This is a genomic window from Trinickia sp. Z7 (assembly GCF_056498045.1).
Window position 1 is genome coordinate 64211 of record NZ_JAUEQW010000009.1, and the last position, 25857, is coordinate 90067.

Here is a 25857-nt window from a genome sequence, read left to right on the forward strand (position 1 = left end):
CGAAAAACGTGGTCGCGACCTCATCGCGGACGTGAGACGACGTTGTGATAGTCGTTGACGTACATAGTATCCGGCCAACGGTTTGCACGCGAACTCATTCACGTCGCCTTGTTGCGCGTGCGCCCGCTGAGCCGCCCTCCATCCCTGCAGAAGGCGAAATAGGCAAAGCCAAAAAAGTAAAAGACTATCCAATGCCCAGAAAATCCGCGAATCACCCGAGCCCGAAGTGAGGTGTACTCGGCAGAGCTCAAAGCTCGAACGATTCTTCCGTGGTTCTCAAGTACGTACTGCCCCGCCTTGACGGCCGGCGTCCCGTCCATGCTTGAGAATGACATATAGAAATTGACGAGCGCGTAGGCGAAGAACACGCCCGCAAAGACCTTTACCCAGCCGGGAAACGCCTGGCGCAGTTCGGCCAGCGCTGGCCTAGCTCCGAATCGCTTGCGCGCTAATATGACGGCAGGGGCGAACACGATGAATACGCCAACATGCAAGGCCCACACGAACGGGACTAGGCTCATGACGTCGACGCCGAACAGAGAGGCGGTATGGACGGCGAGCGAGAGTGCGAGCCCGATTGCTGCGATGGAAGCCATGAAATGGTTCATTCGATGTACCTTCCACTGCGGGACCCATTGCCACCGGCCCAGTGCGTCACAGACAGTCCGCTAGCCGAATGGCGCTCCACGGCTTCCGGACGCTGCTCGTCGCAGTCGCTCGAACCCGCCATGGCCCTGGACCTTCGAATGCGGTCAATCCAGACTTTCAGACGCGGCGCATATACGCCGCTTAAGTAATCGACATCGAGAACAACAAAGTCACCCTGCGGGAATGGCGGCCATTGGTTCTGAACGGCAAACTGGAGCATGCTCGCAGCGGATTTGACCTCGCGCCGGTTCAACTTGCCGCCTTTAGCGTAGTCGGCGGTGGTCCCGCGAACGAACAGCAGAACATAAACACGGTGCCTGCCCCGACCTATGGAAATCTCGAGGTCCCTGGTGTCAAGGACGTCCTCCCATGGCACGCTCATGAGGTCGAAGTACTCGAGACAATCGTCTCCCAGACGCAGTGCGGGCCGCGCCCATGGAAGACCGCTGCCGAATTGCACGATGCGACCCAGATTGCGACCAGCCACCACGGCACCCAAGGCGGCCCCGGAAGCGAAAGGGACGAATGCCGCCGCTGCAAGAGTGAGACGCACGGCCCCATGGACAACAAGCATATAAACCATGGCACCCGCAGCACCGAAGAGGGCAGTCGCAAAGCACGCGAGGAGTGTCAGTGCCGTCTTTTTCGCATAGACCTCGCGAACAGGCTCCTCTGATGCCCATAGGTTCTGCGTCGCCTCGAGCTTCGCTCGTCGGCGCTTTCTAGCCTCGAGCCCCGCCCAGTTGATAGCGACGACTATCAGCACGAATGCAACGAACTCCACGGCAATATGGCAGACAGGGGTTGATGGACCTGAGGTCGTTACACCTCAGGGTCAAACAACGAAGCGAGCACCGGGTAAGCGTTCGCGTCCATGGCTTGGCTGCGCGACCGCTGCTTACGAAGCCGAGTTTCACCAGCACATGTATTTCTTTCGATATTCTTGTCGGGCAAAGTAATAACGGCTAGACCTATTCCCCGGTTAGTTACCGGCAACATTGCCGGTCTGCGCAATCTGGAGAAGCGCCGCTTTCTGGTCGGCGTACCACCTTACGAGACACTCACGGTCGTGGCATGTTTGCTCGCGGTACGTCCACTCCGTACGGGTGCGCTCCCGAAAGGCAGCCTCGTCGTGAGCGGCCGCTTTAGCCTTGGCGTAGATTGAGGCAAGTTCGACATCATCGGCCGCCAGTTCCGGGTCGCTACAAATTAGGTGCTCGGCATTCGAACGTGCCATCGTGCAATCAAAGCTTGTTTGCAGCGTAGCTCCGGCCACGCTAGTCGGCGCCGGCGAGACACTTGCCTCTTCGTTTGAATTGGCCCAGTCGGCAAGCGGAGTCGATTCGAGAGGCATATCGCTCCACACGACACTCTTCACAACGGCTTTGCCCGTGGGCAGGTCAACCGTTTGCTTGAAAACGATGTCACCTTTGCCCGTTGCCTCGTTGATTGCAAAGGCCGCCCTATCCGACGCGCAGAAGTGTGCCTTGCATCCCTGCCCGATGATGTAGCCATCTTTCGACTCTATTCCCGAGCCGCTTGTAACAGCGAGACGGTCCGCAATCTTCTTCCAGTCGCTCCGCGAGGCGTGATTGAACGCAGCTCTGAAGCGGGGGGTGTTGACAACGTCTGATGGAGATTTTCCGACCAACCAGTTGAAGTTCGGTCGACGCTGAGCTGCCTGAGGAGTGCCGTCCTGGCTCGAAGTCGGGACTGAGCTATCTGATGTGCGGGCGCCGAGAGGCATCGCCGTAGCGTCACTATCGGCTGCGTGTTGCGACCGATATAAAACAGAGGAGAGTACGACCACGCCTGTGATAACAGAAAATCCGATGGCCTTCGCCCGTAGGTGGCTCGGTTCGCCAGCTGGCGCCGGGCGCGGTGATACTTCCGCCGTTAGCAGCGAATCGAATCTTTCGCTGACTTCGGCCAACTGGTTCGTGAGAAACGCCTCCTTCCTGTTGAACGTCACCACGCTGTAGACACCGTGTGCAACTGCGGCAGCAAGCAGCGTCAAACCGATGGGCACATTCTTCAAATAAAGGAACAGCGAAGCCAAAAGGCCGACCAGGAACGAAGCGAAGAGCGTCGGCGCTTTCGGCCACGTCCGTGCTATGTGGAGGAGCGACCCCGCCTCCACCTCGAGTTGACCTCGTTCACCGAGATGCTCACCGCACTTTCTTTCCACTTCATACAGCGCGAACATCGCCTTTTCTTTCTCGGCAAGGGATATGGAGCCGATGTCTACGGCAAGCCTGATAGCTTTCGTTGTGGCCTCAAACTCTTTCGAAAGACTTTCGAGGAAGGATTGATGCTCCTCAAGGGTTACAGCATCCGCAAGGTCGCCGGCAGCAACATACACCCCATGTGAAATGAAATACTGCTGAAGAGCGGCTGTTGTGCGGTCTTGAATCTGCCGAACGAAGTCGCGCGTGGCCTGCTCCCGCTTTGACAGTCGCTCCGTGCTTTCAGAATCAATACGATTGCTGGCAGCAACTGCAGAGCGAATCGGGCGAGCCGTCCGTCGCGCATTCAGATTATGTGTGTAGCGAATCCCAGTCCCGGGAATGCTGGTCGTAACACGTCCTCGTGTGTTGTAGGTGAATCCCCCACCTCCGATTGAGGTACTTATCCCGCTTTTGCTAAGGTTTACACGTACACCTGGCGCGATTTTGATGCTTTTTCTGAAGCTCCACCCCATCTTTGCCCCCGGATTTTTCCATTTTGAGTATTACGACGGCGCTTACTTACATTTAGATTCTTGTCTTGATAGCAGGCCCGCCGACCACCTTTTCGACGATGTTACATGAACCTGGCCTCATGCTTTGCAGAAAACACGCCGACGCTCTAACGTGATAGATGACCGACGTCGCGCTCCCGCGCTAGTACCAGCGCAGGGCAGCAAGGGGGCGCGCATTCCCCATCGGGTCTCGAAGCGCGCGGCCGATAATCGTTTCGTTCCATGATGAGTCATTGTCGGATTGCTGAGGTGTGAATATGCACGTTCGCAATCGATTGGTTGTGCTACCAAGACGGGGGGTCGCCGACGCCTCACAACGATGGCGCGAATAGCGGCAAAATGAGTCCGCTGTTTCACGCATAGCCGACCAGCGTGGTGCGAGAAAATCAGAATCAAGGAAAAAAGCGTTCAAATTGGGGGCCAGATGAATACCGTGGTAACCGAACCGACCGTCGAGCCGGAAGCGCCGCATTGCGTTCAAATCCATTCCACCGTCGCCGCACGGGTAAATCTCGCCGACTTCCAGAACGCTGTGCCGGTGGTTCGCGAGCTTTCCGTGGTGAACGAAACGGAAGCCGCTTACCGGAACCTGACGCTCACCGCGATTTCCGACCCACCATTCCTCAAGCCTAAGACCTGGCACTTGGACCACTTGGCGGCCGGGCAGACCCTGCGCATTGCGGACCTGGATTTGTCTCTCGACGGCCCCCTGCTCGGCCGCCTGACCGAATCGGAAAAGTCAGTGGTCAAACTTACACTGACTCCAGCGAACCTGGAGCCGACCGAGGTCGCCGTTTTCGAACGGACCGTCGAGCTTTTACCAAGAAATCAATGGGGCGGCCTGTCCTCGTTGCCGGACATGATTGCGGCTTTCATTCAGCCGAACGAGCCGGCCGTCGAACGTGTGCTCAAGCAGGCTGCCGAGGTACTGCGCAATGCTGGGAAGTCCGGCGCCATCAATGGCTACCAGGAAGGTGCAAAGCGTGCATGGGAACTTGCTTCAGCTATCTGGAATGCAATTGGAGCAATGGGACTCGATTATGCTGTCCCGCCCGCAAGCTTCGAGCGAGAGGGGCAGAAGGTGCGCGGCCCCGGCCAGATTGCAGAATCAGGGCTTGCCACCTGTCTTGACCTATCCTTGTTCGTTTGCGCCGCGCTCGAGCAGGCGGGTCTGAATCCTGTCCTCGTCTTCCAGCAGGGACACGCCTTCCCCGGCGTCTGGCTGAAGCCCGAGGAGTTCTCGACCACCGTCGTCGACGACATTACTGCGCTGCGCAAACGAGTGAAGCTCAAAGAGATGGTCCTGTTCGAGTCGACCCTCCTTGCGCAGCGGCCCCTACCGACCTTCAGTTTCACCATGGCCAAGGGCGAGGAGCACATCTCAGAAGACGAAGAGTCGAAGTTCGAACTGGTGGTTGATATCAAGCGCGCACGACTGCAGCGCATTAAGCCGCTGGCAAGCGAACAGGCGATAGTTCGTAGCGCTACGGGCACCGAGACGACCGCAGACGTTACTCCCCGCTGGGAGGATGCACCAGAGTTTCTGGTGGAACTCGATGAAGCACAACCAGAGGTCGCTCAGGAGCGACCGGAGGACCGCCTCACGCGTTGGCAGCGTCGGCTGCTCGACCTGTCTCTCAGGAATAATCTGCTGAGCTTCAAGTCGGGAAAGAGGTCTCTTAAGCTCGACGCGCCTGAGCCAGGACTACTTGAGGACGTTTTGGCGGAAGGCCATGCGTTGAAGTTGCTGACGCGTCCGGACCTGATGGACGGTTCGGACCCACGCAGTCAGGCTATCCATGAGGCACGCGAGCGCGAACATATCCGACGGCAGCACGCTCTTGACGCGTTAAAGCGAAAGGAAGTGTTCATCGGGCTGCCCCAGGAGGAGATGGATTCCCGCCTGACTGAATTGTTCCGGAATTCGCGGACGAGTTTGCAGGAGGGTGGTTCGAATACGCTGTATCTTGCGCTCGGCTTCCTCTCGTGGACGCGCGACGACAAGGAAGACAAGAAATATCGTGCACCTCTTATCCTAGTGCCTGTCGCATTAGAGCGTCGCAGTGCGCGTTCCGGCTTCAGTCTAAAGCTGTATGACGATGAGGCCCAGTTCAATCCGACGCTCATCGAAATGCTGCGTCAGGACTTTGAGCTCGAACTTGGTGTGACCGACGGCGAACTCCCCAAGGACGATTCAGGTCTCGATGTCGCAGGAATCTGGAAAACGGTGTCCCATACCATCAAGGACATCAAGGGATGGGAAGTCGTGGAGGAAGTCGTTCTCGCCTCCTTTTCGTTCGCCAAATACCTGATGTGGCGCGACCTCACCGAGCGTACTGAACAGCTCAGACAGAACGCGGTAGTCCGTCACCTCATCGACACCCCGCGCGATTCGTATCAGAGCACGGTCGAGTTCCCAGATGTCAGGCGGCTGGACGTCGAACTTCCCGTGAAGGAGACGTTCTGCCCGTTGCCGGCAGATTCGTCCCAGCTTTCCGCTGTGGTCGCCGGTAGCAAAGGCAAGGATTTCGTTCTCGTTGGGCCGCCGGGCACCGGAAAGAGCCAGACGATTGCCAATCTCATCGCCCAGTGTCTCGCCGAGCGCAAGCGCGTTCTTTTCGTTTCCGAGAAGATGGCCGCACTGGATGTCGTTTACCGACGCCTCGCGGACGTGGGCCTTGGAAAATTCTGTCTCGAGCTTCACTCGAGCAAGGCGCGGAAGACTGATGTTCTCGAACAGTTGAAAACGTCGTGGGACGCTTCCGCTGCCCTTGCGCCTGAGCAGTGGCATGCCGAAGCGGCTCGACTGGAAGGGCTCAGGTCCCAGCTCAATGGTTATGTTGAACGACTTCATCATCGGCACTCGAATGGCCTGAGTGTCTATGAGGCCATCGGTCGAGTCGTCGGTGGCCACGACCTCCCAGTGCTCCGGCTGACATGGTCGTCTGTCCAGGCGCACGACCTGGACGCCATGAGGAGCCTTCGCGAAACTGCCGAACTGCTTGACGTCAATGCGAGGGCATTCGGTGAAGAGAATCTGACGTCGACCCCGCTGGCGCACGTAGTTCAAACCGAATGGTCTCCGTTATGGGCGGCAGCGCTCGACGACGCCGCGCGAGCTGTGCCGGATGCGGCAGCTCACTTCGATAAAGCAGCGGTCGAATTGCGTCAGGCTATCGGACTGCCGGACCTGCCGTTGGGCCCTCGCATACGCGATGGTTTGCGGATGCTCGCTGCAGTTTTGCCGTCCGCATCTGGCTGTGACTGGCGCTTCGCGTTGCGGCCGGACGCCAAAGGTATTGCGGATGGATTACGTCAGGCGACACCCACGTTGCAACGGTACCGGGAATTGCTTGGCGGGCTTTCGACGCCTTGTTCCAATCAGACGCTCGAGGACTTGCGACTCGGTCTAAGCCAATTGCATCGCGATTCAGAACTGCATGCAGCTCTTTCCCAGCCGTGGAACGAGACACTGCGTTCTCGCCTCGCCAAAGGTATCGAACTGCTTCGCACTCGGCATGACCTTCTCGGTCAGCTTTCGCTCGCATACAAGGACGGCATTCAGAGCAAGACAATTGCCGAGCTGCAGTCCGACCTGCGGGAGCTCAAGGGCTCGGGCTGGCTGATGCGCATGATGCGAAAACGGTCCTTGACGAAAAAGCTGAAGGACCTCGCAAGCGGAAAAGGCGGTGCCCCGAACATTGATGGCGATATCGAGTGTCTTGCACGAATTGACACGCTGAGTAACGAAATCAAGGAATACGACGACCTGTCCTTGCTCACATCGAACGCATGGGCCGGGCTCGAGACAGCCCTTGAGGTGGTTCATGCACTTCTGTCGTTCCAGACGGCCCTAGAGCAAGCTCGCTGCCGCGCGAGTTGGGATGATGTCGGCCTTGACCCGGTCAGCCGCGGACAATGTGGTCATGCCGCCCGGGATGACCTGCAACGGATGCGTGAATTACGGCAGATTGAGCAGGTTGTCACACGCCTTACTCCTATCGAAGCCGACACGAATCACGTTTGGGCTGGCTACAAGACGGATGTTGCGGTCGCAAAGGCATATGTTTCCTTCCAGGGCGCCGTCGCCGCTGCGCGAGCAGAAAGTCATTGGGTCGACGACGGCTATACGGCAATCGCGTCCGGACGCGCGGGTGCCACGGCGGCTGCCAACATCCGGCACATGCGCGAACTCGTTTCGCTGCGCGCCCGTATTCAGGAGTTCGCCGACCTGTCAGGAAAGACCTTCGGTCTGTGGAATGGCCTGCAAACCAAGATTGAAGGCATCGAACCGGCCCTCAAGTTCTTCGAATCTCTCTCGGCCGCGTTGGCGAATCTCGCGAACACACCGGAGCTGCTCGCGCCGGTAAAAGCTCCGGTCGCTCTTCTGCTTGGCGAAAGCAACGTACTGCTCGGACCATCAGGTATCGTCGCTAGTTCGGGGCGCGCATATGCGGAAGCGCTGCAGACATTCGACGGAGTTGTTGCTCAATTTGCCACGGCGAGCGGGCTCGCATTGTCGGAGCACATGCCCCTTTCGTCGCTGCTTCCCAGCCAAGTAGCAGAGCGCGCCCGGCAGTTGGTGCAGAGCGCCAACCGCCTGAAACTCTGGTGCGCGTGGCGGAAGGTCCGTCAGCACGCGTTTTCGCAGGGATTGGCATCACTGGCTTCAGGTATCGAAGAAGGCAATATTCAGCGTGGGCGCGTTAGGGAGGTCTTTGAGACCAACTATTGCCGCTGGTGGCTGAACGCCGTCGTGGACGGAGACGAGGTTCTGCGTACCTTTGTTTCCGCCGAGCACGAGAAACGCATTCATGATTTCCGCGAGCTCGACGAACAATTTATCGCGCTGACCCAAGCCTGGGTCGGCGCGCAACTTTCGGCCGGCCTTCCTTCGCCGGCGAGGGTCACACACGGCTCTGAGTGGGGCCTGCTTCGGTATGAGATGCAGAAGAAGACCCGACATCTCCCTCTGCGCGAATTGATGTCAGAGGCTTCAAGTGCGATTCTTCGGCTGACCCCTTGTCTGCTGATGAGTCCGCTGTCGATTGCCCAGTATCTACCGGCCGAGACCTCCGACTTCGATGTGGTGGTGTTCGACGAAGCCTCGCAGATTCCGGTCTGGGACGCGATTGGTGCGATGGCGCGGGCGAGGCAGGTCATTATGGTCGGTGACCCGAAGCAGCTTCCGCCGACCAGCTTTTTCGACCGCGCGGAGTCCGACGTCGACGACACGGATGTCGAGACCGAACTTGAGAGCATTCTGGAAGAATGCATCGGAGCAAACCTGCCGACGATGAAACTGTCGTGGCACTATCGCAGCAGGCACGAGAGCCTTATTGCCTTCTCGAACTACCGGTACTACGGTGGTGACCTTGTCACGTTCCCGAGCCCGGTCACGAATGACCGGGCGGTCAGTTTCAATCTCGTGACGGAGGGGCAGTACGAGCGTGGCGGAGCGCGTACAAATAAGCCTGAAGCGAAGGCGCTTGTCGCGGACTTGGTCAGCAGACTGAAGTCCCCCTCATTTTGCGACAGCAGGATGACGATTGGTGTCGTGACATTCAATGCTGAGCAGCAGCGTCTAATCGAAGACCTTCTCGACGAGGCGCGCCGTAACGACCCGTCAATCGAGCCTCACTTTGCCGAAACCGCGCTTGAGCCAGTGTTTGTCAAGAATCTAGAGAGTGTGCAAGGTGACGAGCGGGACATTATGTACTTCTCGATTACCTATGGTCCAGGCATCGATGGCACGATGCCTATGAACTTCGGGCCGATGAACCAGCAAGGCGGGGAGCGCCGCCTTAACGTTGCCATCACGCGTGCTCGTCAGCAACTGCGCGTGTTCTGCAGCTTCAAGCCAGAGAAGATGGACCTCTCTCGGACACAGGCGCTGGGCGTTCGAGACCTGAAGCACTTCCTTGAGTTCGCTGAGCGCGGAGCTCGCGCTTTAGGCGAAGCCGTTGCTGGCAGTATCGGCGACTTCGATAGCCCGTTCGAGAAAGCCGTGTGCGTGGCGCTCGCGGAACGAGGCTGGACGGTGCACCCCCAGGTCGGCGTGTCGGCATTTCGCATTGACCTCGGGGTGGTAGACCCCGATGCGTCTGGTCGCTATCTGGCAGGCGTTGAATGCGATGGCGCGACCTACCATCGCTCGGCGACGGCTCGCGACCGCGACAAGCTTCGTGAGCAGGTACTGCGTGGACTTGGTTGGGAAATCGTCCGAATCTGGTCGACCGACTGGTGGGTCGACATGCCGGGCACTCTTGAAAAGGTGGACGGTCAACTACAGGCGTTACTCGCCGCGAGACGGGAAGCGGCAGCAACCGAGATGCAAAGCGCGGCAACCATCGCTGAGGAGGTTATTGCCGCTGCAAAGTCTAGTTCAGACGGCCAATTTAGCGGCGCAACTGCGGTTCCAATTGGCGAGCCGGAAGGGACATCAAAGGCTGCAGGTTCGGAAAATGAAGCCCCTGCAATCTACGCTCGTGCTGTGTCAATGCCGAAGTCCGCCCGGCGCGGCGAGGCGAAATTCATTGAAGTGGATTTGACGATTTCCGACCACGAACGTGACCCAGAACTCTTCTTCGCTCACAGCTACGACGAGCGACTGCTCGCAATGATTGCCGAAGTCGTCAGTGTTGAAGGGCCAGTGCGCGACGAGGTCTTGGCAAGACGTATTGCTCGCGCGCATGGGTGGTCCCGAACCGGTTCTCGCATTGTGAATCGCGTGGTTGAACTCGCGTCGAAGCACTACGCTACCGAGGCTGAAGATGTTGGTGTGTTTGTCTGGCCCAAGACAGTCAGTGAGAACGCATCTGTTGCGTTCAGAACTCCAGTGCCGGGAACTACCCGGCCGGTGGATGAGGTTTCAATCGCAGAATTGCGAGCTCTCGCGACGACACTGCGAGCAGCGGGGCACGACGAGGAATCAGGGCTCAACGCTATGAGTAGGGAACTCGGCCTGCTTCGCTTGCGCGCCGCAAGCAAAGAGCGTCTGGAACAAGCGTGGCGAAGCGCGTAGTCTCGTGACAGACTTCGGCAGAATTCTCACGGCGCCCGGCCGGCCCTCGGCGCTCCAACTATCGAGAGAACATCATTTTGAAATTTATCCACGCTGCGGATATACACCTCGACAGTCCTTTGTTAGGTTTGAGCGCCTACCCGGACGCCCCGGCGGAGCTACTTCGTGGCTCCACGAGGGCGGCATTTACGAATCTGATTAGCGAGGCCATCGAGCTACGGGTCGATTTTTTGATTATTGCCGGCGACCTATACGACGGGGGTTGGAAGGACCACAACACCGGCATCTACTTTTGCAAGGAAATGGGCCGCCTAAAGAAGGCGGGCATTCCTGTCTACCTGCTCTTCGGCAATCACGACGCGGAGAGCGAAATGACCAAAAAGCTCCTGCTACCAAACAACGTCTTCGTTTTCGAAACCAGGAAGCCCACGACGTTTCACATCGAGCAGTTCAAGGTGGCGCTGCACGGCCGAAGTTTTAAGGAAGCGGCGACCGTCGACAATCTAGTCACGAGCTATCCCGTTGCAGTGCCAGGCGCTTTCAACATTGGAATTCTGCATACAGCACTGGAAGGCAATACGGCTCATGCAAACTATGCCCCGTGTAGTTTGGACGAGTTGCACGCAAAGGGATACGACTACTGGGCGCTGGGACACGTACACGAATACAAGGTATGGCAAGGCCGTTCGACCATCGTCTTCCCCGGCAACCTCCAAGGAAGACACATTCGTGAAACCGGGGCAAAGGGCGCCGTGCTCGTCACAGCCGACGAAACGGGCGTTCAAGAGATAGAGCGATTGCACGTAGACGTACTACGCTGGCACGACCTCGTTGTTGACGTAACGGCGTGCGATTCACTCGAACCTGTCGTTCGAGAAATCGAGCAACAACTGCAGCAATTCTTGGCCGGCAGTGGCAACAGAATGCACTACGCGGTCAGGGTAACGGTGACAGGAAAGTCGCCCGCGCACGGTGAACTGTTCGGTGCAGAAGGGCAACTTCGCGCTGAGGTGTTGGCTCTTGCAGCAACGCTGGCACCAGAGCGTCTATGGATAGAAAAAGTCCGTGTTCGAACGCTCATGGTGGATGACGGCGAAGCAATACGAGCCCGCGCTGACGCATTGTCGGACCTGGGCGAGTTGCTGCTTGCGGCCGAGGAGGACGAGGATTTCTTGAAAAAGCTGCGAGACGACCTCCTTGGATTAGTCACGAAGGCGCCTCCCGAGTTACAGTCCGCCGTCGCATACTTTTCGGACATTCGCGCCGGCGAGCTGCGTTCGCTGGTGCGGGATGTTCGTCCCAGTCTTCTTGCCCATCTGGAAAAATCGGAGTGACCGACCATGCGATTCCAGCGACTGGACATATTGAAGTACGGCAAGTTCTCCGAGCGGTCAATCGAGTTCCCCAGCTCGAAGTCGGACTTTCATCTTATCGTTGGCCCCAACGAAGCAGGAAAGTCGACTTTGAGGACAGCGATACTGGACCTACTTTTTGGCATCCCCACCCGTTCACCGCACGGGTTTCTGCACCCACTGAACGAACTTAGGCTCGGCGCATCGATTAGCGACGGCAAAAACTCTCTTGAATTTAACCGCATCAAGGCGCAAAAGCAGACGCTCAGGTCGCTAACGGATGCTCCCCTGCCCGACTCCGCGCTTACGCCATTTCTGGGTTCCGTCGACAGGAATTTTTTCGACCAGATGTTCGGTCTTGACCATTTCCGACTCGTAGACGGTGGCAATAGCATCCTCAATGCGGAGAGTGACATCGGTCAAATACTGTTTCAGTCCGCGGCCGGGGTTGCCGGATTGGGAAAAGTTCGGGATGAACTCGCTGCGGAAGCCGACAAGCTATGGGGGCCGAGACGGTCGTTAGAGCGCGCATATTTTATGGCGGCCGAACAACTTGACCAGGCGAACGATGCGTTGAAGCGTGCCGTGGTGCGGACCAAAGTTTGGGCGGAAGCAAACGCCGCAGTCGAGTCACTACGCGAGACCGTCGAATCAGAACGCAAAAAGCGGCTCGACCTCGACAAAAGACGGGTAACGCTTGAACGAGTGCGGCGCCTGGCACCTCTCGTCCAGACCCTACGCCAAGCCGAAGCCTCGCTGGAGGCTCTCAAGCCGACACCGGACCTGCCCGCAGACGCGGCGGCAACACTTGCCGAGGCAGAGCGCGAAATATCCCGCACGGATGAGGTTCTGAGGCTGCGAACGGCAGACGTAGAACACACGTCGAACCAACTCGCGGTCATTTCTATCGATGCAGCCATCCTGAGTGCGGAGCGCGATATATCAGAACTCGATAGGCGGCGAATTCAGTACAGCGCCTACGACCGCGATATAGAGCGAAGAAAGAATGAAATCGCTTCTCTTTTAGAAGAGGTTCGGAGCGCCTGTATCCAACTGCAGTGGACCAGCGAATCCGCGGATGATGTACGACAGCGATTGCCATCGCTACTCCTGCGCCGAAAACTCGGTCAGCTCGCGCGAGACGCCAGTGGGCTTCAGCAGGCTTCGAAAGCTGCGGATGCTTCCGAGCGGTCGAAGAAGTCCGATATCGAATCGCTCGAAGAGCAATTGCAGACGCTGCCAGATGTGCCAGTTACATCGAGTTTGCGGGCAGCCCTGGCCAAAGCGCGGTCGTTAGGGGATGCCGAGGCAACTGTCGAAAAGCACCGCGTGCTGGTGGAAAAGGCGGAGGCAAGTCTCGAGGCTGCCATGCAAGCGCTCGGCACTTGGCGCAGAGAGGCCGACGAGCTATCGAAGCTGCAGTTGCCCTCCAATCAATCCCTCGCCCGCCATCTTCAGCAAAGACAAAGTCTGGAAGCGGAAATTAAATCGTTAGCGAAATCGCTAGCCGAACAGTCTCGTGCCGTGGCCGCCGCTGCACTGCAGGTATCTCAGTTCGCCGAGGTACATCACCCGACCACGTTTTCTCAGGTACAGGACGCCCGGTCAAAGCGCGATTCGAAATGGGAGACCGTCAAGCAACACACCAGCAGTTTTGACGCTGATGCAGGTGAGTTTGAAGATGCAATGCGCCACACCGATGAACTCGCTGACACGCATCTAAGAAACGTCGAGGATGCGACAGAGTTTCAGTCTCGGATTCATCAACATGAGAAGGAACGACAAACCAAAGTCGACCTGGAGCAACAAGTTGAAGCTGCACGACGCAATCTGCAGGCATTCGACATTGAATGGGAGACCACCATATCTCAAGCAGGCCTCGCTGGGATGTCGTTGGAGAATACGTCTGAATGGATTCAAAAAAGAGATAGCGCTCTTAAGGCGGGCGAGATTCTTCGCGACGCCCAGATGACTCATGCTTCGGCTACAGAGGCCATGGCGGACGCTACGCAGAAACTTAGCGAGGCACTTCGAGAAAACGGAGTGGTGGACGAGGTAGGCGATAACCTCGCTGCCCTATGCATCCGTGCCGACCAAATCATTTCCAAATCCGACGGAACGGATGTGCGCCGGGAAACGCTAAATTCCCAATTGCTTTCGGCGCGGCAAGCGTACGCATTGCTGCAGGACGAAGCGTCTGAGGCTCGGAAAGAAGTCGACCAATGGAACACGGAATGGGCTACGAATCTTTCGTCAGCTGGACTTAACACGTCGAACGACACTGGCGCTGTTGAGGGCGCATTGGAGTTGATTACACAGGTAGAGGAAAAGCTTCGCAAGATACGTCAGATACAAAAGGAGCGCATCGATGCGATGAACGCAGACCTGGCGTCGTTTTCCAATGATGCGTCCGTCCTTTGTTCGGCAGTCGCACCTGCCCTGGAGAAACGTCCACCTTCAGAATCGGTTCAGCAACTTGTCACCAGCCTGCAACAGGCGAAGGAAGCGCAGGCAACGAAAGACCGTCTTGACGAGGCGCTGCGCATTTCCGAAGCGCAAGTCGCAAGTGCACGCGGGACGAAACAGGAAGCAGTGGCCAGCATTGCTCCCCTCATGACGAGAGCAGGCGTGACTGCGCGCGAAGCACTGTCGGAGGCTATTGCCAAGTCGGATGAGAAGCGGCGACTTCTCGCTGAAATTACTCGCGTCGGTGCAGAGCTTGCCAACGGCGGAGACGGCTTGACTCGCGAGCAGGTAGAAGCCGAGATTCATTCGACCGATTTGACACAAGTCGCTGCCGAACTCCAACAATTGTCCGACGACCTCACCGCCGCAATTGAGCGTCAATCTCTTATTTCAGCGGAACTGGGAACTGCGGAGAAGGTGTTGATTGACATCGGAGGCTCCGACGCCGCGGCACTAGCGGAGGGACAGCGGCAAGAGGCGCTCGCGAGAATGGGCGATGCTGCAGAGCGTTACGTGAAGGTGTTCACCGCCTCGCGTCTTTTGCGTTGGTCCATCGACCGATATCGTGAGGAGAAGCAGGGTCCAATGCTGGCAAAAGCTAGCGCAATCTTCTCCGCACTCACGCTAGGTTCCTTTCAACGACTGGTTGTGGACTTTGAACGGCAGCCAATGGCGCTGGAGGGTCAAAGACCCGACGGCCGGTTTGTGAGTGTCCCATGCATGAGTGACGGAACTCGTGACCAGTTGTTCCTGGCGCTCCGACTCGCAGCGCTGGAGACTCGCCTTGAGCAGGCCACCCCACTTCCTTTCATTGCGGACGACCTGTTTGTCAACTACGATGACGAGCGCGCAAAGGCCGGGTTAAGGGCTTTAGCCTCCGTATCGAAGCATACTCAGGTGATATTTCTTACTCACCACGACCACATGAAGGAGGTTGTGCGAGACGCGTTGGGAGAAGCCGTCAACACGGTTCAGTTGTGATTCCGTCCGAATGCGGGCAGCGGGCGTCAAGTCAATGAGCGTGACGCCCGCTGCCCCCTGATTTCTGCCGTGACAAACCGCCGTTGTCGGCCAGTGTTGACGATGGTCCAAAAGCGACAGAAAACGACGACGTCAAAATCGTTGTTTGGCATGGTTGAAAGCCCGGAAGTGCCGCGCTTCCAACCATGCCAGAGTGTGACGAACCCGCGCCGCGTCAAGGGTTCGCTGCGCCGGGCTGTGCCCGCCCTTGACCCGTCAATTTCCGTGCCTTGTTACAAAGACGCCGTCGTTTAGTGTCGGATTTCGACCCGCGTTCACAGCTAGCTAACCTAAGAGATGACGCTCCCGTTGGCGCCGTAAAGCTCACCGTCGTCGCCCTGCACTCGAGCGCCGAGCTTCTGTGCTATTTCCCACATCTTGGTGAGTATCTCGGCATCCGGGTTTTTGACGACAACGTCGCCACCGCGAAAATCAAACCATGCCATGTTACCGTTGGCTGCGTGACCTGAGTAGGCCGTCCATACGGCCAGCCCTTCGCTTTCGATTCGAAGAACTGCGCCGCCTCCCACCTTAGCCTCGGCATATCCGTCGAGACGCATTTCGTCGTCTGCTGCTACAACGACTTGCCATTCGTCACGGCCGATTTTGGGTTCCTCTTCAAACCAGTTCGTTTTGCGCGTGATATGGATGTCGTATCCCATGTGTTCACCTAGGTTTAAAGCCCCCCGCGTATCTTGGCGGGCTATGCTTGGCAGCATTGACGTTGATGGCTATCAGGGTTCCGGGTCAAAGAACGAAGCAATCGCTGGATAAGCGTTCGCGTCCATGACCGCACAGCCAAGCTTACGCAGCGCATTGTGGTGTCGGTCGTTGAGCCAACAGTCAGCGCCCGCGTCACGCAGGACGAGGCGAAACGCGCGCGCATCGCCGCGGCTTGCGAACAGCTGGTCCATGTACCTGTCCGCGTCCAATCGTCCCGCTTCCGCGGCGGCGGCTAGGCTGTCCATCACCCACAAAAGCGCGGGATTGTGAGGCATTACCAGCAAGTCCGTGACTCGAATTGGTGTCAGCGTTTTCTCGCTGTGATTCCAACCGCCGAATTCCAGGCACGCGCTCGCAGTGCGCTTTCCCTCTTCGGTCTCAAACAGTAGCGGAGTAACGGTCGGAATGTATGCGTTGATTGTTGCCATCGTGCCCTCGGCTCCTTGTTTTCATTGTGCCCATCAGGGGTTAAACCGGGCTTTACGGATTAACGGCACCTACGGCGAAAGCTTTAGACTATCGGGCGATTGACTAGCACAGCGCTGCGGCTATGGGTAACCTGAGGGCATGCGCCCCAAGGCATCGACGGATAAACCAAGAACATTGCAGTTGCGACCGTCCCGAAATTGTTGGTCTTCGGGCTGCATATGGTCAAATGCCGACTACGTGCTCGTTGAACGCGTCCGCAGCCTTGTACGGTCAACCCGAGCCGATGCGCATCCTCGCAGGCACGCGCCAACATCCGGCACGAGGCCGCCTCAAGGTCGGCGTCGAAGGCCGGCGAGTCGTTCGCATCAAAGTCCCGTATGACTTTCACTACACGGTTCCGCCGGTTCTTAAAGGGCTCGTGCTCTCCATTGGGCAGCCGTGCAGCGCCGTGTGCGCCAGGTCGGTCGCCTTACTGTCAGCCAAAGACGTCGCCGCGCTCCTGAAACGAATATGGAGGCCTCCGTCTATCGCCGCTGCGGCGTGCGCGAGCGGAATCAGCATCCCAGGCACAGTCTGCGCATGACGCGAACCGGGGGGACAGCCACACAGTCTGCATTGCAATGCGTCCGCGCCCTAAAGAGTTAGCACTCCGAAGCCGATATACAACCTCGTAGGGCAGAAAGGCGCTCTGTTCGAGGCGCCGGCGGACGCTTGCATATTGCGCGGGACGCCTCCGACCAGAAAGACTGCGCAAATAAATAGCTGAGAGAAAGAATGGGAAATCCGGCGGCTCCCCGCTCGCCCAGATTGCAAGCGGCCTCAGCGTCTTCGGTCCACGCTACGGGGCTCGCTGATGTCTGGCACCTGCTGCTCGCGCTCATGGTCACAACGCTGACCTGCCTCGCTAGCGGCGCGCTGAAAACTATGGCGGGCGAAATCGCACCGATATGGCTCACCAACGCGGTGCTGCTGGCACAGCTGATGGCGGCATCATCACGGCGACGATACTGGGTCTTCGCTGGCGGGGTCCTCGGGAATCTGGCTGCAAATCTCTACGTGGGCGAAAGCCTGGGGGTATCCGCTTCGTACTCATCGGCCGACATCGTCGAAGTCCTGATAGCCTTCGCTTTTGCACCGCGCGTCTCGACCGTTTCCGAGCTGGTTGGGCTGAAACCCCTTGTGAAGTTTGTGGCGGGCGGAGTGCTGCTTGCGCCCGCCGTATCCGGCATCCTAGCGACGACGCTGCTACGCGCGCAGCTGAACTGGCATCTGCTGCCCAGCCTGGCCAATTGGTATGTCTCGGATGCACTGAGCCTAGCCCTCTTCACGCCCGCCGCCTTGGTGTTCTGGACCGGCGAGGTCGCGCATCTGCTGCGTACCGACCAGCTCCGGAAGACCGCCTTCCTGTTGCTGCTGGTTTGCATTGTCACGGCGGGCGTATTTGGTCAAAGCCGGTTCCCGCTCCTGTATTGGGCGCTGCCGCCCATCGTGCTGCTGGCGTTTCAGGCGGACTTCGCAGGGGTCCTGGTGGGACTGCTGCTGTGTCTCGCCATCGCCGTGTCGTTCACGATGCGCGGGTCCGGGCCGCTTTGGGTCTTTCCCTACGAAACCATGCAAGGCCGCATCTTCGGCCTGCAACTCTTTCTCGTTGCCGCACTCGGCATTGCCCTACCCATCAGCGCCACACAGGCGCAGCGAAACCGGCTCTTCGCGATGCTGCGCGATGGCGAAAGCCGATATCGGCTTCTCGCGGAGAACGCCATGGATATCGTCATGGGCCTCGCGCTCGACGGCGGGCTCACCTACGTATCACCGCGGATTACCGCGGTACTGGGCCACTCGCCGGACCAGCTCATTGGTACATCCCTGTCCGACCTGGCCCTGTCCGGTGACCGGGATGCGCTGGCAGCGGTCATTGCAAAGGTGGCGTCAGGCGAATCTGAAGCCTCTCAGACCAGCCGCTTCGTGCACCGAAATGGTGGTACCGTCTGGATGGAAACGCATCTGCGTTGTGTCATCGACGCATTCTCGGGCAAACCAAATTCACTCACCGCCACCGTTCGCAACGTCACCGAGCAGAAGCTCGCTGACCAGCGGGCCGCCGACGAGCGCGCGGAGTTACAGGGACTCGCTTTCCGCGATGGGCTGACGGGACTTTTCAACCGGCGCCATTTCGACCGCGAGCTGGGGCGTTACTGGCACCAGCAGTCGCGAGCCGACAAGCGGGGGAATCTGGCGGTCATCATGGCCGACGTGGATGCCTACAAGAGCTTTAACGATTGCTACGGGCACCAGCGGGGTGACGAGTGCTTGCAGGCGGTAGCGGCAGCAATTTCTTCGTCCGCTTCGTGCACGACTGCTACGGTAGCCCGCTACGGCGGCGAAGAGTTCGCCCTTATCCTGCCCGATACTGATGGCGCAGGTGCATTGATTGTGGCCGAACGAATCCGGCGGGCGGTAGAGTGCCTTGCGATTCCACACGAGGCGAGCAGTTCGGGCCTCGTCACGATTAGCGTCGGTGTCGCCTCATCGCAGGTCTGCCAAGGCAGCGACCCAACAAGGCTCGTCGGTGCCGCCGACCGCGCACTGTATGCCGCCAAACGGCAGGGCCGGAATTGCATACGCGTGGCAGATGTCGATGAGGCGGAGCCGACAGACGTTTGAATTACGCCTTCCTCAGCATGTGCCGCGCGAGAAGTCAGATACTCCCTCATGGACGCACAACACGAGTTCGAAGAACTCGGCTGCGCCCTGTTCCAAACAATGGAGTGCTTGCTACTCTCGGGCCGATTAGAACGCTTCAAAACCGAAGGATGTCAAATTGAATAAATACCTGCATATGCTTGTCGCTTCTTCTGTGGTGATTCTTGGAGCATGCGGTGACGATAAAACACCGAGCGAGAAAGTCACCGCGCCGGTCGTACGGCAGTACGCGGAATCCGGGATGCGCGATGTGGAAATCACTGACTACCAGCGCGACAATGGCTGGGTCGACACCTCCGCGCCCAACAAGTATGACGTGCAATACACGTTCAACTGGGAGCTGAAAAAGCCGTTTCCACAAGTGCTTCTGGAGCATGCGCAGGACGTGCGTAAGAATGACGCCGATGACCTGGCCGGTCTGGCGCTCGCAGACACTGTGTTCGGCATGCTCGACCAAGTGGCCTCAGCAACCGAGGCAAGCGGCGCTCAGACGGGTAGCGCGCAAGTAAGTGGCCAGTCGGACGACTCGTACCAACAGCGGGCAGCGGCGCTCTTCAAGCGTTGTAGAGAATGCGCAATCTGGCTGACGCAAGGCGATGATAACGAGAAGACCCTTCGCAAGCACGCGTTCACGCTAGCCTGGTCGGACCTTGAAAAGGTGGGATATGCCGATGATGCACCAGCAGGAACCAAGATGCCTCGTAAAGCATGGGCTGCCTTCAGCAAGACCGAAAATGGCTGGGAAGCCGCAAAGTGACAATGCTGCTTGATGCCGAAACCGGGGCCGAACCCACTGCGGGCAGCAGAGGAACCCGCCCACGTGGACTCGACGTTCATTGAAGTAATCGGAGCTGCGCGAAATGAGCAAGACCCCTGCACCGGCGAACGCACAGGGAAGTGCGCTGTAGAGAGGGCAATTTACGGGTCACGGATTTGCCCGTGTCGGTGACGCGACGCATGTTCAATAGAACGTCAGAGAGCGCCGTCCGGCGCGACAAGTTCGTCTCGGACGGTTCAGAACAGCGAATCGACAATCAAAACTTGTGGCGAATTCCCACGACGGTCACGAGTTGACTTCCAGTTCCGGAATTCACGCCGTAGGAGCCAACCGAGGCTTGTGCCGATATGAGCACTCCGGATGCTGACAGGTTCGTACCATTCGCTTTCTGGTAACCACCGGTCCAGTAAAGCGAGGTACGCTTGGATAGCAAATATTGCGCACCGAGATTAGCCTGATGATATGACGCACTCGCCGGGCCGTTCAACCGTGTGAAGTTGTACCCCACCCCCAGCAGAACGTCCGGGCGAGGTGCGTAGTTCACGTACACTGTGCCATTATCGAATCGGGCGGCATGGGCAAACCGCGAGTTCGCATCCCGGTTGTACTGGCTGTGGCTATAACCCGCACCGAGAGTAAATTTACCGAGCGCGTACTGAACGCCTGCGTGAACGATGTCGATTGACTTTGCAGAAGCGAATCCTTGATTTATCGCTGAGAAGAACAGAGAGTCTGAACTGCTTGTCCACGCACGGATGCCATTCGTGAGAGTATTGCCGCCGTCTGCGTGGAAGTAGCCAGCGGCTGCTCCGAGCGGACCATGCGTGTAGCTGACTGCAGCCGAGTATGTCTGCCCTGAGCCGGTGCTTCCTGCGACGCCTCCAAACGCGTACAGCGCTTCGACTTGAACGCCCGACATCATCGGACTGATGTACTTAACCGCGTTGCTGACCCGCAGGTCATTGTCGTAGTTGTCGACGTCGCCAGGCGTGGCGAACAGTCCACTAAAGAAGTTGTCCTCAGTTAAGGGCTGGACGAGGTCGGTCACCGGGTCGTACGTTCGGCCCAGTTTGACCGTACCGAAGCGACTGGAAAGACCCACTATCGCCGAGCGACCGAACATCCTGCCGCCCTGACCAAGTGCGCCAGTACCGGGGTTATACCCGTTCTCCAACTGGAAAATTGCGGACATCCCGGAACCGAGGTCCTCCGAACCTCTGACTCCCCAGCGGGAGCCCATCAGCGCTCCGCCGAACTTTACCTGCGTCGACTGGTTTCCCGCCGACGTCTGCGAGTTGTGGATATAACCAATGCCAGTATCAATTACGCCGTAAAGCGTGACGCTAGATTGGGCAAACGCCTGGCCAGTAATCGCGCAGCCCGCCAAGGCCAACAATGCGCCGTTTTTTTTCATCTCAATTTATGTCCTTGAGCGCTAGGCTGCGAGCAGCCCGGCGTGGTTGTCGATGTCTCGGTGGGTGACGTGGAATCAGTCCGGAAAGGCGATTGCCTGAACATTAGGGTAGTAGACTTCAATCTCGTCCGTGTCTCCGTCCATCTTCTGGAACGTGACCGTGAACGTATGCTTCCCTTTGGATGCCTCGTACACGGTAGAGGCATCGAGGTTTTGCCTGTCATGCTCGTATTTGTCGACTTCCTGGACGGCCGGCGATGCGACGTTCACGCGCTTGACCGGCCGAGCTGCTTCGCCATCCATTGTTACGAAAGCACGTACCGAACACGGGCATCCCTTGGAGTTCTCGTCAGCAATACCGCTGGTAAATTGAACGAGAACCTTGGATGCGGTCTTCAGGTTGACCTCTACCGAGGCCACCTTCACCGGGCCCTTACCTTTGAGGTAGACGGCGGTGTGTGAATCCGGTTTGTTGAAGTAAGCGAGGGTCGGGGAATCGGCCGAAAATGATGCTGTGCTGGCGCTCAGCATGGCGGCGAAAACCGCAATACGAGCGATGGGTGCATACTTATTCATTAGTTTTCCTCAGCAGTGTGCTTTTTAAAAGGGTTTCATCCGGTTGATGAGCCCATCTTTCAGGAAGTAGTGGTGATAAAGCGCAGCCAGGGAGTGGAGAACGGACAGCGCAATCAAAGCGATTGCCGTGTAGTAATGCCAATCGGTGAGGAAGTGGCCCATTGGCACGTTCTTCGGTAACGGCGCTGGGATTTTCAGGCCGAAATACTCCCATCCGATTCCGTATGCACCTCGCCAAACTTTGAGTGCAGGAACGATGATGAGTAGAGCGATGAGCGCGCGCTGCGTTAGCTTTGCCGCACGGGCGCGCCAGGGGATGTCATCCAGTTCGGGAGGCGACGGTCGGCGGAAACGCCACCAGACGCCGAATAACATGACGAAGAAGACTGTCTCTCCAATTGAACGGTGCCAATAGTAGTAGTAGTTGTAGCTCTCGGAGTTGAACTCAAGCTTGTAGAAGAGAAAGCCGATGGTGCACAACGCTACCACGCAGACAAAAATGAGCCAGTGGATAGCGATGGAAACCCGGTCATAAGCGGTACGGCCTGTGGGCTGGACCCGCGCTTGGGAGGTCGTAGACATATCTGCTCCGCCGTCGTTGGCGTCTTGGTTGATGGGGACGACGGAATGGATAGTAGAAGCGCAAAAGCCGACTGTAAGCGCTAGACAAAATTAACTCTATAAGATGTTGTTATAGGATGGCTTGCTGGTAGTCCACCGTGGAGTCGTGCCAAGGCGATAGCGGAGTGGCTGCGCGAGCCAACACGCATCCGGCTGACGCGGAGGCGCACGAAATCGCGAGGATGAAAAGCAAAGGCGCGCCTTAGAGAACCCAAGAGATGGGCGCTTAGGCGCGGCGAAGCAGCGAATTAGTTGCTTCCTTTGTTAGTCGGCTTGTCGAACGACTACTTTGCTTGCTCGCGTTTTGGTCGCGTCCCGCGATTTCATTGCTTGTGCGAGCACGTCCTGGTCATGGCCCAGTTGGACGCGCATCTGGCGGAGGAATTTTTTGACGTTTTCTGAGAGCGGTGTACCGGGCCGGAAGACCAACATTCCCGTGAACATCACTTCGACATCCACCGGCTTGACGACAAGTCCGCGGCTGACAAAGTCGAGCGCGACGATGGGATGAGCAATGCCAATCCCGACCCCAGCAAGAGCAAGCTCACATACCGTATGGGAGTAAGGCGTCTCAACAACCGGCTTGAGACGAATGTCACGGGCAGCAAGCTGATTGTCCAGCCCAAGGCGGGTACTGTCTTCCGGGTTCAAGGCAACAAACGGCCGGTCCGTCATGTCCTTCACATTGATTGAAGACGACCCTGCCAGCGGGTGCGAAGCGCTCATCACGGCGACGCCGGCCATTCGCACGAATTCTGAGTGTTCGAGGCCTGCCATCGACATCTCGTCCGACATAAGCCCGAAATCAGCCTCGCCAGCTGACACTTTTTCGTGCACTTCCCGCGAGCTCATGACCTGGAGCGAAATCTGGATGTCTTTTGATGGAGCATCGAATGCCGCGATAACCCGAGGCAGAAATCCCGTGCCGAGCGCCGGAAACGTTGCGATTGACATCCGGCCAAGCCCGTAGGAGCGAAGGCTTCGGATGCGGTGCTCAATGACTTCATACCCGACGAAGTAGCGGTCGACGTCGCGCATCAGTGCGACCGCCTCCTGGGTCGGTATCAACCGGCTGCGTACACGCTCAAATAGCTTGAAGTTCGCCATGTCCTCGAGGCGTCGAATCGCTTGACTGACCGCCGGTTGAGAGATTCCTAGCAAACCGGAGGCCTTGCTAGTGCTTCCCGCATTCATGACCGCACGAAAGACTTCAATGTCCCTGAGACTCATAACATGAACTTATTGACCTAATTATTTCTGATGTTGCCAACGGTCGAGCGAAAAGTAAACTGAACATCGTTGATTGACCACCTGACGACTTTCGAGCAAACGATGAAAAGTACCACCCAACCGTTCCGCAGCCTTTCGCCCGCTGTGATGCGAGCTTCCACGGTCGTGTTCGATTCGCTCGCAGATTTTGCGCGGCGTAAGGAGCGGCAGCCGGATGGCTACAGCTATGGCATTACGGGTACCCCCACGGCACGCGAGCTTGAACACCGGATTGCCGAACTCGAAGGCGGTGCCTACTGCGTGGTTACACCTTCGGGACAGTCAGCTTTGATGACGACCGTCATGGGCTTCGTGCGTGGCGGTGACCACCTGCTCATCTCAGCTGCCTGCTATGGCGCGCTGAAAACGTTTGCGCAGAAGTGGCTCGCTCACTTCAATGTCGAGGTTGAGCTCTACGCGCCAGCCATTGGAGCTGAAATCGAGGAGCTCATCCGACCCAATACCCGAATGATTTGCATGGAGTCGCCTGGAACGGTGACCATGGAAATGCCGGATATTCCTTCAGTGGTGGCCGCCGCCAAGCGGCACAACGTGATGACGATGATGGACAACACGTGGGCGAGTCCTTTGGGCTTCAAGCCGCTCGAACATGGCGTTGATTTCAGCATCGAGGCGGCCACCAAATTTTTCGGCGGTCATTCGGACCTTCTGGTTGGCTGCATTAGTATGAACAATCCTGACTATTACGCCGTGCTGCGGGAAACCCAAAGCATTCTTGGCCAACAGACAAGTCCGGATGATTGCTTCCTGGTGATGCGTGGTCTCGAGACGCTGAAGGTGCGTTACGCCGCGCAGAGCACGTCGACGCTGCTTATCGCCGAGCACCTCGAGAAGCATCCGCTTGTCGATAAGGTGCTCTTCCCAGCCCTTCCCTCGGACGCCGGCCATGCAATCTGGAAGCGCGATTTCTCGAGCAGCGGCTGCCTTTTTTCGCTGATTTTGAAAGATGCACCCGAGGACGCGTTCAGTGGATTTTTTGACTCACTAAAGCACTTCGCTATCGGTGCCAGCTGGGGCGGGGTGCACAGCCTTGCGGCATATTACCCAGCCCCGCTGCAAGCGAATCGTCCCTTCCCACTGACAAACCGTCCTGTCATCAGAATTTCCATCGGACTTGAATGTACTGAGCTTTTGCTTGATGACCTGAACGCCGCGCTGGAAGCATTTGGTCGTGCGCGTTCCGGACAGCATCAAATAGCCGCGACAGCGTCCTAACGAACGGGAGTACGGAAGAAATGGAATTGACCACGATTCTGCGGCGGGCGCTTTTGATAACGGCCGCCGCCATCTGCGTATGCGGTATCACGACAGGCAATGCGCTCGCCGCGGACGTGCTTGCGCAGGCGAAAGCGAACAAGACCCTGCGCGTTGCCAACACTCAGAGCAGTCCGCCGTGGAGCTTGCTGGACGACAAGAATCAACCTGCAGGCTACGACGTCGCAGTAGCGAAAGAGGTTGGAAAACGAATTGGCATTCCGAATGTCGTGTTCGTCGCCGACTCGTTCAAAAACTTTGTCGAGGGCCTCAAGGCCGACAAATACGACATCGTGATGAACGACCTCACGCCTACAGCGGAGCGGGAAAAGCAGGTCGACTTCGGCGACCCGTACGGTGTCGAAGAGTTCCGAATTTTTGTGCGCAGCGACAACGGTAACATTCGTAGCCGCGCGGACCTGAAAGGAAAGCGTGTGGGCGTCACGACTGGTTCCAGTAACGAATCATGGTCGCGGGCGCATCTCAGGGACTCGGACATCCGCAGCTACGACAACGGTGGTCTCGTGTTCAACGACCTTGGTAGTGGCCGTATCGACGCTGTCATCATTTCCCATTTTGGCGGAATGAAATACGCGAATGTCAATCACCTGCCGGTCAAAGAAGTCGGTGAGCCCCTCATCTATCAGCTTTCCGCTCCTGCGATGGTGAAGGGCCAACCGGCACTCCGCACTGCCGTCAACAAGGCGATTGCAGGCATGGTCGCCGACGGTACGCTTGAAGCGCTTTCGAAGAAGTGGGTTGGGCCGGATTTCGACATGGTTGGCACTATCGCAAAGGCAAAGGAACAGAAGGAGTAAG

At 57.8% G+C, this 25857-nt stretch carries 16 protein-coding genes; 7 read left to right on the forward strand and 9 right to left on the reverse strand.

All coding sequences use genetic code 11. The annotated features are described in order from the left end of the window. Positions 1–98 precede the first annotated feature (98 nt). The 3 genes from QQS38_RS16655 to QQS38_RS16665 form a co-directional block, all read right to left on the reverse strand. A complete protein-coding gene (locus tag QQS38_RS16655) occupies positions 99–608 on the reverse strand; it encodes a hypothetical protein (protein ID WP_479646478.1) in 510 nt (169 codons plus the stop codon). Continuing rightward, complete coding sequence (locus QQS38_RS16660; RefSeq protein ID WP_479646479.1) at positions 605–1414, reverse strand: hypothetical protein; 810 nt, start codon at positions 1412–1414, stop codon at positions 605–607. Before QQS38_RS16660 ends, QQS38_RS16655 begins: the two co-directional genes overlap by 4 nt. Before the next feature lie 216 nt (positions 1415–1630). Continuing rightward, the gene (locus QQS38_RS16665) at positions 1631–3349 is read right to left on the reverse strand and encodes a DUF4236 domain-containing protein (protein ID WP_479646480.1); all 1719 of its coding nucleotides are present in this window, start codon (positions 3347–3349) and stop codon (positions 1631–1633) included. A gap of 463 nt (positions 3350–3812) precedes the next feature. Between QQS38_RS16665 and QQS38_RS16670 the strand changes: the two genes are divergently transcribed. From QQS38_RS16670 to QQS38_RS16680, 3 genes are all read left to right on the forward strand, one after another. Then, positions 3813–10412 (forward strand): DUF3320 domain-containing protein, encoded by a 6600-nt coding sequence (locus tag QQS38_RS16670; protein WP_479646481.1) that lies wholly within the window; start codon positions 3813–3815, stop codon positions 10410–10412. A 77-nt stretch (positions 10413–10489) separates the two neighbouring features. Continuing rightward, entirely contained in the window at positions 10490–11746 is a 1257-nt protein-coding gene (locus QQS38_RS16675; protein ID WP_479646482.1) for a metallophosphoesterase family protein, read from the forward strand. A 6-nt stretch (positions 11747–11752) separates the two neighbouring features. Continuing rightward, positions 11753–15211 carry an AAA family ATPase gene (locus QQS38_RS16680; protein WP_479646483.1) on the forward strand — a complete coding sequence of 1153 codons (3459 nt, stop codon included), beginning with the start codon at positions 11753–11755 and terminating at the stop codon, positions 15209–15211. Positions 15212–15540: 329 nt separating this feature from the next. Here QQS38_RS16680 and QQS38_RS16685 read toward each other — a convergent pair whose 3' ends face one another. Both QQS38_RS16685 and QQS38_RS16690 read right to left on the reverse strand, forming a co-directional pair. Then, positions 15541–15912 (reverse strand): hypothetical protein, encoded by a 372-nt coding sequence (locus QQS38_RS16685; protein WP_479646484.1) that lies wholly within the window; start codon positions 15910–15912, stop codon positions 15541–15543. A 72-nt stretch (positions 15913–15984) separates the two neighbouring features. After that, positions 15985–16401, reverse strand: a complete 417-nt coding sequence (locus QQS38_RS16690) for a hypothetical protein (protein ID WP_479646485.1) — start codon at positions 16399–16401, stop codon at positions 15985–15987. Positions 16402–17281: 880 nt separating this feature from the next. Here QQS38_RS16690 and QQS38_RS16695 point away from each other — a divergent pair. Together QQS38_RS16695 and QQS38_RS16700 are read left to right on the forward strand one after the other, a co-directional pair. After that, positions 17282–19066, forward strand: coding sequence for a bifunctional diguanylate cyclase/phosphodiesterase (locus QQS38_RS16695; protein WP_479646486.1), 1785 nt, complete (start codon positions 17282–17284; stop codon positions 19064–19066). A 157-nt stretch (positions 19067–19223) separates the two neighbouring features. Further along, positions 19224–19862: a hypothetical protein gene (locus QQS38_RS16700; RefSeq protein WP_479646487.1), complete on the forward strand. Its 639-nt coding sequence runs from the start codon at positions 19224–19226 to the stop codon at positions 19860–19862. Positions 19863–20139: 277 nt separating this feature from the next. Here QQS38_RS16700 and QQS38_RS16705 read toward each other — a convergent pair whose 3' ends face one another. From QQS38_RS16705 to QQS38_RS16720, 4 genes are all read right to left on the reverse strand, one after another. Then, complete coding sequence (locus QQS38_RS16705; protein ID WP_479646488.1) at positions 20140–21297, reverse strand: porin; 1158 nt, start codon at positions 21295–21297, stop codon at positions 20140–20142. Positions 21298–21372: 75 nt separating this feature from the next. Beyond that, positions 21373–21873: a hypothetical protein gene (locus QQS38_RS16710; protein WP_479646489.1), complete on the reverse strand. Its 501-nt coding sequence runs from the start codon at positions 21871–21873 to the stop codon at positions 21373–21375. A 24-nt stretch (positions 21874–21897) separates the two neighbouring features. Next, a complete protein-coding gene (locus QQS38_RS16715; RefSeq protein WP_479646490.1) occupies positions 21898–22455 on the reverse strand; it encodes a cytochrome b in 558 nt (185 codons plus the stop codon). 303 nt (positions 22456–22758) lie between these two features. Then, positions 22759–23724 (reverse strand): LysR substrate-binding domain-containing protein, encoded by a 966-nt coding sequence (locus tag QQS38_RS16720; protein ID WP_479646491.1) that lies wholly within the window; start codon positions 23722–23724, stop codon positions 22759–22761. Positions 23725–23826: 102 nt separating this feature from the next. Between QQS38_RS16720 and metC the strand changes: the two genes are divergently transcribed. Together metC and QQS38_RS16730 are read left to right on the forward strand one after the other, a co-directional pair. Then, complete coding sequence (gene metC / locus QQS38_RS16725; protein WP_479646492.1) at positions 23827–24999, forward strand: cystathionine beta-lyase; 1173 nt, start codon at positions 23827–23829, stop codon at positions 24997–24999. Positions 25000–25019: 20 nt separating this feature from the next. Then, positions 25020–25856: an ABC transporter substrate-binding protein gene (locus QQS38_RS16730; RefSeq protein ID WP_479646493.1), complete on the forward strand. Its 837-nt coding sequence runs from the start codon at positions 25020–25022 to the stop codon at positions 25854–25856. Position 25857: the final 1 nt, after the last annotated feature.

What these genes read in the sequence shown, in the direction of transcription:
- QQS38_RS16655 (WP_479646478.1), bottom strand. Translation starts at nt 608, where the DNA reads ATGAACCATTTCATGGCTTCCATCGCAGCAATCGGGCTCGCACTCTCG.
- QQS38_RS16665 (WP_479646480.1), bottom strand. Translation starts at nt 3,349, where the DNA reads ATGGGGTGGAGCTTCAGAAAAAGCATCAAAATCGCGCCAGGTGTACGT.
- QQS38_RS16670 (WP_479646481.1), top strand. Translation starts at nt 3,813, where the DNA reads ATGAATACCGTGGTAACCGAACCGACCGTCGAGCCGGAAGCGCCGCAT.
- QQS38_RS16680 (WP_479646483.1), top strand. Translation starts at nt 11,753, where the DNA reads ATGCGATTCCAGCGACTGGACATATTGAAGTACGGCAAGTTCTCCGAG.
- QQS38_RS16685 (WP_479646484.1), bottom strand. Translation starts at nt 15,912, where the DNA reads ATGGGATACGACATCCATATCACGCGCAAAACGAACTGGTTTGAAGAG.
- QQS38_RS16690 (WP_479646485.1), bottom strand. Translation starts at nt 16,401, where the DNA reads ATGGCAACAATCAACGCATACATTCCGACCGTTACTCCGCTACTGTTT.
- QQS38_RS16695 (WP_479646486.1), top strand. Translation starts at nt 17,282, where the DNA reads ATGGTCACAACGCTGACCTGCCTCGCTAGCGGCGCGCTGAAAACTATG.
- QQS38_RS16705 (WP_479646488.1), bottom strand. Translation starts at nt 21,297, where the DNA reads ATGAAAAAAAACGGCGCATTGTTGGCCTTGGCGGGCTGCGCGATTACT.
- QQS38_RS16710 (WP_479646489.1), bottom strand. Translation starts at nt 21,873, where the DNA reads ATGAATAAGTATGCACCCATCGCTCGTATTGCGGTTTTCGCCGCCATG.
- QQS38_RS16715 (WP_479646490.1), bottom strand. Translation starts at nt 22,455, where the DNA reads ATGTCTACGACCTCCCAAGCGCGGGTCCAGCCCACAGGCCGTACCGCT.
- QQS38_RS16720 (WP_479646491.1), bottom strand. Translation starts at nt 23,724, where the DNA reads ATGAGTCTCAGGGACATTGAAGTCTTTCGTGCGGTCATGAATGCGGGA.
- metC (WP_479646492.1), top strand. Translation starts at nt 23,827, where the DNA reads ATGAAAAGTACCACCCAACCGTTCCGCAGCCTTTCGCCCGCTGTGATG.
- QQS38_RS16730 (WP_479646493.1), top strand. Translation starts at nt 25,020, where the DNA reads ATGGAATTGACCACGATTCTGCGGCGGGCGCTTTTGATAACGGCCGCC.